General features: G+C 67.8%; 12 protein-coding genes. All 12 read left to right on the top strand.

The genetic code is table 11. The features are described 5' to 3' along the window. The first annotated feature begins 26 nt into the window (after window positions 1–26). The 12 genes from C6A86_RS21840 to C6A86_RS21785 are packed head-to-tail and all read left to right on the top strand — an operon-like array spanning window position 27 to window position 12,861. Window positions 27–806 (top strand): ABC transporter permease, encoded by a 780-nt coding sequence (locus C6A86_RS21840; RefSeq protein WP_105361805.1) that lies wholly within the window; start codon window positions 27–29, stop codon window positions 804–806. Between the two features lie 8 nt (window positions 807–814). Beyond that, a complete protein-coding gene (locus C6A86_RS21835; protein WP_105361804.1) occupies window positions 815–1,645 on the top strand; it encodes an ABC transporter permease in 831 nt (276 codons plus the stop codon). 1 nt (window position 1,646) lies between these two features. Beyond that, on the top strand, window positions 1,647–3,110 hold the full coding sequence (locus C6A86_RS21830; RefSeq protein ID WP_105361802.1) for an MCE family protein: 1,464 nt from the start codon (window positions 1,647–1,649) through the stop codon (window positions 3,108–3,110). A 39-nt stretch (window positions 3,111–3,149) separates the two neighbouring features. Continuing rightward, window positions 3,150–4,181: a virulence factor Mce family protein gene (locus C6A86_RS21825; RefSeq protein WP_105361801.1), complete on the top strand. Its 1,032-nt coding sequence runs from the start codon at window positions 3,150–3,152 to the stop codon at window positions 4,179–4,181. Further along, window positions 4,178–5,545 carry a virulence factor Mce family protein gene (locus tag C6A86_RS21820; protein ID WP_311100858.1) on the top strand — a complete coding sequence of 456 codons (1,368 nt, stop codon included), beginning with the start codon at window positions 4,178–4,180 and terminating at the stop codon, window positions 5,543–5,545. The genes C6A86_RS21825 and C6A86_RS21820 overlap by 4 nt, the downstream gene beginning before the upstream one ends. Next, window positions 5,545–6,870 (top strand): MCE family protein, encoded by a 1,326-nt coding sequence (locus C6A86_RS21815; RefSeq protein ID WP_233212881.1) that lies wholly within the window; start codon window positions 5,545–5,547, stop codon window positions 6,868–6,870. The genes C6A86_RS21820 and C6A86_RS21815 overlap by 1 nt, the downstream gene beginning before the upstream one ends. Continuing rightward, complete coding sequence (locus tag C6A86_RS21810) at window positions 6,867–7,994, top strand: virulence factor Mce family protein (RefSeq protein ID WP_105361946.1); 1,128 nt, start codon at window positions 6,867–6,869, stop codon at window positions 7,992–7,994. Before C6A86_RS21815 ends, C6A86_RS21810 begins: the two co-directional genes overlap by 4 nt. 1 nt (window position 7,995) lies before the next feature. Beyond that, window positions 7,996–9,462: an MCE family protein gene (locus tag C6A86_RS21805; protein ID WP_105361945.1), complete on the top strand. Its 1,467-nt coding sequence runs from the start codon at window positions 7,996–7,998 to the stop codon at window positions 9,460–9,462. Next, window positions 9,426–10,064, top strand: coding sequence for an Mce protein (locus C6A86_RS21800; protein WP_105361944.1), 639 nt, complete (start codon window positions 9,426–9,428; stop codon window positions 10,062–10,064). The genes C6A86_RS21805 and C6A86_RS21800 overlap by 37 nt, the downstream gene beginning before the upstream one ends. Next, window positions 10,061–10,705 (top strand): hypothetical protein, encoded by a 645-nt coding sequence (locus tag C6A86_RS21795; protein WP_105361943.1) that lies wholly within the window; start codon window positions 10,061–10,063, stop codon window positions 10,703–10,705. Before C6A86_RS21800 ends, C6A86_RS21795 begins: the two co-directional genes overlap by 4 nt. 10 nt (window positions 10,706–10,715) lie before the next feature. After that, window positions 10,716–11,615, top strand: a complete 900-nt coding sequence (locus C6A86_RS21790; RefSeq protein ID WP_105361942.1) for an alpha/beta fold hydrolase — start codon at window positions 10,716–10,718, stop codon at window positions 11,613–11,615. Beyond that, window positions 11,605–12,861, top strand: a complete 1,257-nt coding sequence (locus tag C6A86_RS21785; RefSeq protein ID WP_105361941.1) for a WS/DGAT domain-containing protein — start codon at window positions 11,605–11,607, stop codon at window positions 12,859–12,861. The genes C6A86_RS21790 and C6A86_RS21785 overlap by 11 nt, the downstream gene beginning before the upstream one ends. The last annotated feature ends 62 nt before the right edge of the window (window positions 12,862–12,923 follow it).

Here is a 12,923-nt window from a genome sequence, read left to right as displayed (position 1 = left end):
TGGCACAGGGCGGGACCGGCCCGCTGATGTCCGTGCAAGACGCCATCCCCAGTGTCGTCACCCGGCCGGTGCGCGCCTTCGGCGGGTTCTTCTCGATGACGCTGGACGTCTTCCTGTTGATGTTCCGGCCCCCGTTCGCCTGGCGCGAATACATCCTGCAGTCCTGGTTCGTGGCGCGGGTTTCCTTGCTGCCGACGCTGATGCTGACCATCCCGTACACCGTGCTGCTGACCTTCACCTTCAACATCCTGCTCACCGAGTTCGGTGCCGCGGATTTCTCGGGCACCGGCGCCGCGCTGGGCACCGTCACCCAGATCGGGCCGATCGTCACGGTTTTGGTGATCGCCGGAGCCGGCGCCACCGCGATGTGCGCCGACCTGGGCGCCAGGACGATTCGTGAGGAACTCGACGCCTTGCGGGTGATGGGCGTCAATCCGATTCAGGCATTGGTCATTCCACGGGTGCTTGCCGCCACGACCGTGTCGCTGGCGCTGTCGGCCACCGTGGTGCTGGTCGGACTCACCGGCGCCTACTTCTTCTGCGTGTACGTCCAGCACGTCTCGCCCGGTGCGTTCGTCGCGGGCCTGACGCTGATCACCGGGCCCTCCGATGTGATGATCGCGCTGGTCAAGGCCGCACTGTTCGGGCTGACCGCCGGCCTTATCGCCTGTTACAAGGGGATCTCGGTGGGTGGCGGACCGGCGGGTGTGGGCAACGCGGTGAACGAGACCGTCGTGTTCACCTTCATGGCGCTGTTCGCCATCAACGTGGTCGCGACCGCCGTCGGCGTCAGGGCGACGATGTGACCAGCGTGATGGGGTACCGTCTGAGGCGGGGTGTCGGCAGCGTCGCCAACAGCTGGAATCAGGTCGGCGTGCAGACCCAGTTCTTCGGCCGCACCCTGCTCTCCATCGGTGACGTGTTCGTCCGGTATCCCAAGGAACTGGTCCGGCTGATCGCCCAGATGGGCCTGGGAACCGGTGCTTTGGCCATCATCGGCGGCACGGTCGCGATCGTCGGATTCCTGACCGTCAGCACCGGTGCGCTGGTCGCGGTGCAGGGCTACAACCAGTTCTCCGAGATCGGCGTCGAAGCCCTGACGGGGTTCGCGTCGGCGTTCTTCAACGTGCGTCTCATCGCGCCGGCCACCACCGCGATCGCGCTCTCGGCGACCATCGGCGCCGGCGCCACCGCCCAACTCGGCGCCATGCGCATCAACGAGGAGATCGACGCCCTCGAGGTCATCGGTATCCGCAGCATCGCCTACCTGGCGTCGAGTCGTGTCATCGCCGGTGTCATCGTGGTCATCCCGCTGTACTGCGTGGGCGTGCTGATGTCGTTCTACGCGGCGAAGATCGGCACCACGGTGATCTACGGGCAGTCCAGCGGTGTTTACGACCACTACTTCGACACGTTCCTCAACCCGATCGATCTGATCTGGTCGTTTGTCCAGTCCATCGCGATGGCGATCGTCATCATGCTGGTGCACACCTTTTACGGTTTCACCGCCAGCGGCGGCCCCGCGGGCGTCGGCGAGGCGGTCGGCCGTGCGGTGCGCACCTCGTTGGTCATCTCGGCATTCGTCGTGGTGATGATTTCCCTTGCCGTGTATGGGCAATCGGGCAACTTCAATCTGGCCGGCTGACATGGACACGTTCAAGAGCAAGGGCATAGCGCCGGGGTGGTGGACACTGCTGCTGGTGGTGTTCGTGATCGCCGCGGTCTGGTTGTCCTACTCCCTGTTCACCGGCTCGTTGCGCAGCACCGTCCCGGTGACCCTGACCGCGGACCGCTCCGGTCTGGTCATGGAGACCAACGCCAAGGTGAAGATGCGTGGCGTCCAGGTCGGCAGGGTCGTCGCGATCCACGGTGGCGACTCGGAGGCCGCCTCCCCGGTCAAGCTGCGTCTGGACATCGACCCCGACCAGATCCGTTTCATCCCGGCCAATGTCGAGGCCCGTATCCGGGCCACCACGATCTTCGGCGCCAAGTTCGTCGACCTCGTCTACCCGGACAGCCCGAGCGCCGAGCGGCTGGAATCCGGGCAGGTGCTCGAATCGCTCAACGTCACCACCGAGGTCAACACGGTCTTCGAGAACCTCGTGGGTGTGCTCGAACAGGTCGACACGGCCAAGTTGAACGCCACGCTGTCCGCGCTCGCCGAGGGCGTCCGCGGCCGCGGCGAGGTCATCGGGCAGGCCACCACCGACGCCAATCAGGTTCTGCTGGCCCTGAACCCGCGCGCCGACACCATCCGCGAGGACTGGCAGGCGCTCAAGGGCTTCAGCGACGCCTACAGCGATGCCGCCCAAGGCATCCTGGCCACCCTGGACGCCGCCGCCACCACCGCGACCACCGTGACCGCGAATTCCCGGCAACTCGATGCGCTGCTGCTGGCGACGACCGGCCTGTCGAACACCGGAATCGAACTGCTGGCGCCGAACAACGCCAACTTGATCAAGGCCGTCAACACCCTGCAGCCCACCACCGACCTGCTGCTCAAGTACAGCCCGTCCTACACCTGCCTGCTCACCGGCGCGAAGTACCTGCTGGACCACGGTGGTTACGAGGCCACCGGCGGTAACGGCAAGTCGTTCATCCTGGACACCAGCCTGATGCTCGGCGATGACCCGTATGCGTACCCGCGGCACCTCCCGATCGTCGGCGCCAAGGGGGGCCCGGGCGGAAAGCCGGGCTGCGGTTCGCTTCCCAGCGTCGATGACAACTGGCCGGTGCGTCAGCTGATCACCAACACCGGCTTCGGCACCGGTGTGGACTGGCGACCCAACCCGGGCATCGCCTTCCCGGCCTATGGCAACTGGCTGCCCGTCACCCGGGCCGTCCCGGAGCCGCCGAGCATCCGGAACACCTTCGGTGGCCCGGCAATCGGGCCCATCCCGTACCCGGGCGCACCGGCCTATGGTGCCCCGCTGTACGCGCCTGACGGCACCCCGCTGTGGCCCGGCCTGCCGCCGGCGCCGCCACCGGGAGCTCCGCGCGACCCGGGGCCGACGCCCGGTTCGGAACCCTTCGTGGTCACCGCGCCAGGTGTGCAGCCGACACCGCTGCCACCGCGGCCGTTGCCCGTGCCCGCCGCACCCGGCCCGTAACGTCCGAGATCCGAACCCGAGAAGGAGAAGTAAGCAGCCATGAAAGACAATCTGGGGGGCGCCATCTGGCGGCTCACCATCTTCCTGGCAGTGTGTCTGCTGGGTGTCTTCGGGTTGTTCGCGATCTTCTCCCAGTTGCGGTTCGGTGAGACAGAACAGGGCTATCGCGCCGAGTTCACCAATGTCGGTGGCATGGAGCCCGGCGACTTCGTGCGCATCGCCGGTGTCGAGGTCGGCAAGGTCGGCGATATGAGGATCCGCGACGACGGCACGGTCCTGGTCGACTTCACCGCCGACCAGTCCGTGGTGCTGACCCAGGGCACCCGCGCGGTGATCCGCTACGACGATCTCATCGGCGGCCGCTACCTCGGGTTGCAAGAGGGCACCGGCGACACCTCGCGGTTGCAGCCCGGGGCAACGATCCCGTTGTCCCGCACCGCACCTCCGCTGGACCTCGACGCCCTGATCGGTGGTTTCCGCCCGCTGTTCAAGGCCCTGGAACCCGACCAGATCAACGCGCTGTCCGGGCAGCTGATCAGCGCGCTGCAGGGTCAGGGCGCCACCATCGGGTCCTTCCTGACCCAGGCGGCGGCACTGACCAACACCCTCGCCGACCGCGACCAACTGATCGGTGAGGTCATCGTCAACCTGAACACGGTGCTGGGTTCGCTCGGCGGCCAGAACGAGCAGTTCGCCAAAGCCGTTGACGGACTTTCGGAATTGATCGACGGGCTGGCCGCGCGCCGCACCGATATCGCCAACGGGGTCGCCTACGTCAGCGAAGCGGCGGGCAGTATCGCCGACCTGCTGGCCCAGGCCAGGCCGCCGTTGGCCAAGACCATCCAGGAGACCGACCGTGCCGCCGGCATCGTGGTCGCCGATCACGAATACTTCGACAATCTGATCAACACCCTGCCCGATGCGTATCAGGCATTGGCGCGGCAAGGCATCTACGGTGACTTCTTCAGCTTCTACCTGTGCGATATCGTCCTGAAGCTCAACGGCAAGGGCGGTCAGCCTGTGTATGTGAAGGCGGCCGGGCAGAACAGCGGGAGGTGCACCCCGCGATGAAGTCTTTCGGAGAACGTAACCAGTTCGTCGTCGGCGCAGTCGGTCTCGCGATCATCGCGGCGATCGTGCTGGGCGCGCTGAACTACGACAAGCTGCCCTTCCTGAGCCAGGGCAAGAACTACTCGGCCTACTTCGCCGAGGCCAGTGGTATCCGTGACGGCGCCGCCGTGCAGGTCTCCGGTATGCGGGTGGGCAGTGTCTCCGGTGTGGAGTTGGACGGCCGGCAGGTGCTGGTCACGTTCAAGATCGACGGCGACGTGCGCATCGGGGATCGCAGTGAGGCCGCGGTCAAGACCAAGAGCCTGCTCGGCACCAAGTACCTGGAGGTCACCCCGCGCGGTGACGGCTGGCAGGACGGCACCATCCCGCTGGATCGCACGACTCCGGCCTACCAACTGCCCGACGCGCTCGGCGATCTGTCGGCCACCATCAGCGGACTGAACACCAACCAGCTGACGGACTCCCTGCGGGTGCTTTCGGAAACCTTCGCCGACACCCCGCCGGAGCTGCGGGTCGCCATCGAGGGGGTCTCCCGGTTCTCCGAGACGCTCAACGAGCGCGACGCCGAGCTACGGGGACTGCTGACCAACGCCAACAAGGCCACCACGGTGCTCGCCGAACGTAGTGACCAGATCGTCGGGCTGGTCCGCAACAGCAATGCGCTACTGGCGGAGTTGCAGGCCCAAAGCGCGGCGCTGGACGCGATCTCGGGCAACATCTCGGCGTTGAGCCGCCAGCTGCAGGGCTTCATCGCCGAGAACGACGAGACCCTGAAGCCGGCGATCGACAAGCTCAACGGCGTGCTGACCATCCTGGACAACCGCAAGGAACGTCTGCAGAGATCGCTGAAGCTCATCGGTGACTACGCCATGTCGCTCGGGGAGTCGGTGTCCGGCGGACCGTTCTTCAAGTCCTATGTCGCCAACCTGCTTCCCGGACAGTTCGTGCAGCCGTTCGTCGACGCCGCGTTCTCCGATCTGGGTCTGGACCCCAATGTGCTGCTGCCGTCGGAGCGCACCGATCCGCAGGTCGGTCAGGCCGGCACCCCGGCCATGCCGGTGCCCTTCCCGCGCACCGGTCAGGGTGGCGATCCGCGCATGACCCTGCCCGACGCCATCACCGGCAACCCCGGCGACCTCGGTTGCGGCCCGCCCGGGATCCCGCTGCCCGGCCCGACCGGGTGCTACCCGTATCGCGAGCCGATCCCGGCACCGCCGCCGGGTGGACCGCCGCCGGGACCGCCCGCACTTGCCCCGCCGGGGATCGCGTCGACCCCGACGCCCCCGGGCCCGATCTACGTGCCCGCCCCCGGTGAGCCCGCGCCGCACGGCGCCGGATCCGGCGCAGAACCGGGAGTTGGGTGATGGCAATGCCTTCCAAGCCGCGCACGCGGACGTTCCTGGCGGTGGCGCTGGTCGCGCTGCTGGCCGCCGGCGTGTTCGTGGTGATCAAGGTCAGCGACAGCATCAACCGCGTCAACGTCGTCGCCTACTTCGACAGCAGCAACGGCATCTTCGAAGGCGACGATGTGGTGATCCTCGGTGTGCCGGTCGGCCGGATCGACAAGATCGAGCCGGAGCCCGAGCGGGTGAAGATCTCGTTCTGGTACGACGACCGCCACAAGGTGCCCGCCGACGTCAACGCGGCCATCCTGTCGCCGATGCTGGTGACCTCCAGGGCAATCCAGTTGACCCCGACCTACTCGGGTGGACCGGTGCTGGAGAACGACGCCGTCATCGAACAAGACCGCACCGTGGTGCCGGTCGAGTACGACGATGTCCGTGAACAGCTGCATCGCATCACCGAGACGCTGCAGCCCACCGAGCCCGGCGGGGTGAGCGAGCTCGGCGCCTTCATCAACACCGCCGCGGACAATCTGCGCGGCCAGGGCGCGGACATCCGGGCCACCCTGGTCAAGCTGTCCCAGGCGATCTCGGCGGTCGGGGACCACAGCACCGATGTGTTCGCCACGGTGAAGAACCTGTCGATCCTGGTCTCGGCCTTGCAGGACAGCACCGATGTGATGCGCCAGCTCAACCAGAACCTGGCCTCGGTGACCGGCACGCTGGCCGACAATCCCGACGAGGTCGGCACCGCCGTGCAGGACCTCGCCGACACCGTCGGCCTGGTGCAGAGCTTCGTCGCCGAGAACCGCGAAAGCCTCGGCACCACATCGGATCGGCTGGCCGGGGTGACCCAGGCCCTCAACGACAGCCTCGGCGACCTCAAGCAGTTCCTGCACGTGGCGCCGACGTCGTTCCAGAACTACATCAACATCTATCAGCCGGCGCAGGGCGCGGTGTCGAGCGTGCCGGTGATCAACAACTTCGCCAACCCGATCAGCTTCCTGTGCGGCGCGGTGCAGGCGGCCTCGCGACTCGGCGCCGAGCAGTCCTCGAAACTCTGCGTGCAGTACCTGGCGCCGATCATCAAGAACCGTCAGTACAACTTCCTGCCGATCGGCCAGAACCTCGCGGTCGGTACCCAGGCACGCCCGAATGAGATCACCTACAGCGAGGATTGGATGCGCCCGGATTACATCCCGCCGCCGGGCCCCGCTCCCGCCGCGCCGCCGGCCGGTGCCGCCGCACCAGCTCCGGGTGGCCCGCCGCTGGCCGCCGAGGCGATGGCCACCAACCCGGCCGACGGCTTGCCGGGGCTGATGGTGCCGACGGGACCCGGATCATGAGCACCTCCGTTCGCGTTGCCGGCGCCCTGTTGGTCGTCGCTGCCGCCGCCACCGGTTGCCAGTGGAAGGGCCTGAACTCGGTCGCACTGCCCGGTGTCGAGGGCGTCGGGCCAGGGGCGTACACCGTGCAGGCCCAGATGCCCGATGTCGATCACCTGTCGCCGAACTCCCGGGTGCGCGTCGACGATGTCACCGTCGGCAACGTGACGAGGATCGAGCGCCAGGGCTGGAACGCACTGGTCACCATGAGCCTCAACGAGAACGTCGTGCTGCCCGCGAACGCGACCGCCACCCTCGGCCAGACCAGCCTGCTCGGGTCGCAGCACATCGAACTCGCGCCACCGACCGCCACCGCGCCGGAGGGCCGGTTGAAGGCGGGAGCCGTGATTCCGCTGGAGTCCAGTGGAGCCTTCCCGACCACCGAGCAGACGCTGGCCGCGATCTCGTTGCTGCTCAACGGCGGTGGCATCGGCGAGGTCCAGGACATCACCACGGCATTCAGTACGGCCTTCTCCGGCCGCGAGGCCGACCTGCGCAGCCTGATCGAGCAGCTCGACCTCTTCATCGCCTACAACAACGACCAGAAGGACGACATCATCGCCGCGGCCGAGAGCCTGAACTCTCTGGTCGGTCAGGTCGCCGAGCAGAAGCCGGTGGTGGACAAGGCGTTGGAGACGATCCCGAATGCGCTGGAGGTGCTCGCGGACCAGCGCGAGATGCTCGCCGAGGCGCTCGCCCAGCTCGGCAAGTTCAGCGCGCTGGCCGCCGATGCGACCAGCCAGACCAGGGAAGCGCTGGTCGCCGAGCTCAAGGCCCTCGGTCCGACGCTGGAGCAGTTGGCCAACGCCGGACCGGCACTGACCCGCTCGCTGAGCTTCCTCACGACCTATCCCTTCCCGAAGGAAACCATCACCAACTGGATGCGCGGTGACTACGCCAACCTCACGCTGGTGGTCGACCTGACCCTGAGCCGCGTCGACCAGGGTCTGTTCACCGGCACCCGCTTCGAAGGCGATCTGACCGAGCTGGAGATGCAATGGGGCCGCACCATCGGCCAGCTGCCCAGCCCGTACACCGGGGTGAATCCGCTACTCGCGCCGTACCGGTGGGATCAGGGGCGATGACATGATCCTCACCAGACGAATCCTCATCCAGATGGCGGTCTTCATCGCCATCTCGGTGGTGGCGATCGGCATCATGGCCTTCGGATACATGCGGCTGCCGAACCTGCTCTTCGGCGCCGGGCACTACCGGGTCACCCTGGAGCTGCCCGAAACCGGGGGCCTGTACCCGCGCAGCAATGTCACCTACCGCGGATCCCAGGTGGGCAGGGTCGAAGAAGTCGGCCTCACCGACCGGGGCACCGTCGAGGCGAAACTGTCGCTGACCGACGACGTGTCGATCCCGGCCGACCTGGACGCCGCGGTGCACAGCCAGACCGCCGTCGGTGAGCTGTTCGTCGAACTGCTACCGCGCAGCGGTGAGGGACCCGAACTCCGCGACGGGGACGTCATCCCGCTCGACCGCACCACGGTGCCGATGGACGTCAACACCCTGCTGGACGCGACCAACCGTGGCCTGCAAGCCATTCCGGGCGACAACCTGCGCACCGCCGTCGACGAGGCCTACCTGGCGGTCGGCGGATTGGGCCCGGACCTGTCGCGGCTGGTGAAGGGTTCCACCCAGCTGGCCATCGATGCACGGGCCAACCTGGATTCGCTGACCACCCTGATCGACGAGTCCAAGCCGGTGCTCGACACCCAGACCGACACCTCCGGCGCCATCCGCGCGTGGGCATCGAACCTGGCCACCATCACCGGCGAACTGCGCGACCACGACGACGCGGTGCGGGGGCTGCTGGAACGGGGACCCGGCGCCGCCGAGGAGGTGCGGGCGCTGCTGGACAGGCTGAAGCCGACGCTGCCGATCGTGCTCGCCAACCTGGCCAGCGTGAACCCGGTGCTGGTCACCTACCAGCCCGCGCTGGAGCAGCTGCTGGTGCTGCTGCCGCAGGGCACCGCCACCACACAGGCCACCGGTACCGCCAACCGGAACACCAAGCAGGACTACAAGGGCGCGTACCTGAACTTCAATCTGAACCTGAACCTGCCGCCCGCCTGTACGACCGGCTTCCTGCCGCCGCAGCAGCAGCGGGTCGCCAGCCTGGAGGACTACCCGGACCGGCCGGCCGGTGACCTGTACTGCCGGGTTCCGCAGGACTCCGCGTTCAACGTGCGTGGCGCCCGCAACCTGCCGTGCCTGACGGTGCCGGGCAAGCGTGCTCCCAGCGTGGCGATGTGCGAGAGCGACGAGAACTACGTCCCGCTCAACGACGGCTTCAACTGGAAGGGCGATCCGAACGCCACCATGTCCGGACAGTCCATCCCGCAGGTCCGGCCTGGGACACCACCTGCGGAAACAGCGCCGCCGCCGGCCGCTGCACCCCCGCCCGTCGCAGCCGCTGAATACGATCCGGCCAGCGGCACGTACGTTGGACCGGACGGGCAGGTGTACACCCAATCGAACCTGGCCCGCACCGCGAACGAGGAGCAAACATGGCAGACGATGCTGCTACCCCCTCCGGGGAAGTGAGCGAGTCCGCATCCGAAGCTGAAGCGACAGTCACCGAAGAGACCCTCGAGACGCCAGAAGACGAGGCCGTCGAGGATTTCGACGATGCGGTGGCCGAGGAACCTGCCGAGCCCGGGATGTCGCATCTGAAGCTGGCCACGATCGTCGGACTCGTGGTGGTGCTCGCCCTGGCCGGCCTGGTCGGCTGGCTCGGTTTCCGCACCTACGAATCGCAGAAGCTCGAGGCGCAACGCGCGCTGTTCCTCCAGGTCGGTCGGCAGGGTGCGATAAACCTGACCACGATCGACTGGGAGCAGGCCGAGGCCGATGTGCAGCGCATCGTGGACTCTGCCACCGGCACCTTCTACGACGATTTCCAGCAGCGTGCGGGCCCGTTCATCGAGGTCGTCAAGCAGGCGCAGTCGAAGTCCGTCGGCATGGTGACCGAGGCGGGGATCGAATCGGAATCCGATACCGAGGCCAGTGTGCTCGTCGCGGTGACGGTGCAGACCTCCAATGCCGGTGCGGCCGAACAGCAGCCGCGGCTGTGGCGGATGCGCGTCACCGTCCAGGATGTCGGCGATGATCAGGTGAAGGTGTCCAACGTGGAGTTCGTGCCGTGACCGAGAAGAAGACCGAACCCGATGCCACCGAACCCGATGTCACCGAACCCGAGGTGACCGAGGCCGATTCCACTGCCGTGGAACTGGACGAGGTGGCCGAGGACAGTGAGGCTCCCGAGGCGTCCGAAGCGAGCCCCGCCGCGCGGGAGAAGCGATCCATCGAGTGGCCGCGGGTGCTGGCCTACGGAGTCCTGCCCGCCCTCGCGCTGGTGCTGGCCATGGGCGCCGGTTACCTGAAATGGCAGGACAATTCGGTGCGCGACGGGGACGGTGCCGCGGTCGAATCGGTGCAGGTCGCCAAGGACAGCACGATGGCGTTGCTGTCCTACGAGCCCGATACCGTGGAACAGCAGCTCTCCGATGCCCGGTCACTGCTGACCGGAGACTTCCAGCAGGCCTACACCGATCTCACGACCGATGTGGTCATCCCGGGCGCCAAGGAGAAGCAGATCTCCGCGGTGGCCACGGTACCGGCGGCCGCCTCGGTGGAGGCCGAGCCGAATCGCGCGGTGGTACTGGTGTTCGTCAACCAGACCGTGGTGGTCGGCGCCGACGCGCCGACCGACACCGCTTCCAGCGTGCGGGTCACTCTGGAGAAGACCGGGGACCGCTGGCTGATTTCCGGTTTCGATCCGGTCTAGGCGATCGCAGGTGTCCGGCCAGATCGACGTCACAGGCGACGATGTCACGCTGCGCGCGTTGACGTGGGGTGACTGGCACGACGCGGACGCCCCGGTTGCGGTGTGCCTGCACGGATTTCCCGACACCGCCCACGGCTGGCGCAAGGTGGCCCCACGGTTGGCCGACGCGGGCTGGCGGGTGGTGGCCCCGTTCATGCGCGGGTACGCGCCGTCCTCGCTGTCGGCCGAGGGGAGCTATCACGTCGGTGCCCTGATGGACGATGCGCTACGGGTGCTCGACGCCGCCGGCCCAACCGGGCGCGATGTCGTCATCGGCCACGACTGGGGTGCCATCGCGGCCACCGGGTTGGCCGCCATGCCGGACAGCCCGTTCGCGAAGGCCGCGATCATGTCGGTGCCCCCGTCGGCGGCGTTCCGGCAGCGCTCCGACATTGCCCGGTTGGCCGCTCAGCTGCCGCGGCAGCTGCGGCGCAGCTGGTACATCCTCTATTTTCAATTACCCTGGCTGCCGGAACATTCTGCGGCCCGGGTGGTGCCCAAGCTGTGGCGGGACTGGTCCCCGGGGTACGACGGTGCCGAGGATGTGCGCCTGGTGCTCGACGCGATCGGAGCGCCGGAGCGCTGGCGCGCGGCGCTGGGCTATTACCGGGCCACGGTGCGCAACAGTCGCCCGCCGGCCCGCTACGCCGAGCTGCACCGGCACTGGCTGTCCGCGCCCGTCCTGCCGACCCTCTACCTGCACGGCACCGACGACGGCTGTGCGTCATCGGATTACACCCAGTGGGTGCGCCGGGTGCTGCCCGCCGGCAGTGCCGCCCATGTCATCGAGGGCGGCGGACATTTCCTGCAGCTCGATCAGTCCGCTGCCACGGCGGAACGCATCCTGGATTTCATCGGAAGTGGGGGCTAACCGGCTGACCGCGGTCGACGCCCAGATGTTCTGGATGTCGGCCAGAATGCCCAACGACACCTTCCTGGTGTACGGATTCGACGGCGTGCCGGCGAGCCTGGACGCGGCGATCGGCCAGCTGATCACCAATGCCCGCACCAGCCCGGACCTTTCGCAACGCATCGAGGACAGTTCGCGCCGGCGGTACCCGGTTTGGGTGCCCCACGAGGTCGATGCCGGACAGTTCATCGTGCACGAGATCGCCGATACCTCCTGGACGGGCTGCCTGGCGGCGGTCAGCGCCCTCGTCCACGATCAGCTCGATCCGAGGGTGATGCCCTGGCGGCTGCATCTTTTCGCGGGTGTGCGAGGAGTCCCCGGGGTCGAGGGCGAGGGCACCGTCGCCGTCCTGCAGATCACCCACACCCTCGGCGGGGGTGGGCGGACCTGCGGGCCGGCGTCGGTGATGTTCGGCGGATCCGTCGTGGTCGCACCCGTGACGCCCGTGCACGCGCACCCCGCGCTGCTGCCGTGGCGCAGTGTGCAGGCCACCCGCGCCTACCGGCAATTGGTGGCCGACACCGAGGCCGGTCTGGTCCCGCCCCCGGCCGCGCCGTGTATCCCGTTGCGTACCAATGACAATCCGTCAGGTCCCCAGCTCATGCGCACCCTGGTGCGGGACCGCGATGAACTTTCCGGGGCCACCGTCACCGTCGCGGCGCTGTCGGCGATCTCGGAGGCGCTGGCCGGCCAACTCGGCTCTCTCGGCGTGCCGGCCGGGGCGCTCGGGGCGGAGGTCACGATGGCCAAGCCCGGTCCGCGCCAGGCATACAACCATTTCGGGACCGTGGGCGTGGGGCTGCACCCGCAGCTTCCCGCGCCGCAGCGCCTCGACGCGATCGCCGCCGATCTGGCCGCCCGCCGCCTTCGCGCGGCGCATCCGGCGATGCGGGCCTCCGAGCGCGCGTTCGACGCCACTCCGGCACCGCTGTTGCGGTGGGGGATCGGCACGTTCGATCCGTCGGTGCGGTCATCGACGGTGACCGGCAACACCGTGGTGTCCAGTGTGAACTGCGGGGCAGCGGATTTCACGCTCGGCGGCCGGCCGGTCCGGATGGCGGCGGCTTTCCCCGGCCTGTCGCCGATGGTGGGGATCACCCATTGCGTGACCGGTGTCGGCGCCACCATCGCGCTGAGCGTGTATGCCGCCGAATCGGCGATCGGGGATGTCGACGAGTATGTGCAGCGTCTGGAGGCCGCCCTCTGACCGGCCGACCGGCCACTTATCGCACGACTTTTCGTGATGTGCGTGTCGCAAGTGGCCGCTCG

The sequence above is a fragment of the Mycobacterium sp. ITM-2016-00316 genome, from assembly GCF_002968335.2.
Taxonomy (GTDB): domain Bacteria; phylum Actinomycetota; class Actinomycetes; order Mycobacteriales; family Mycobacteriaceae; genus Mycobacterium.
The sequence above is the reverse complement of the archived record's forward strand: the minus strand, read 5'-3'. Positions and strand labels throughout refer to the sequence as shown.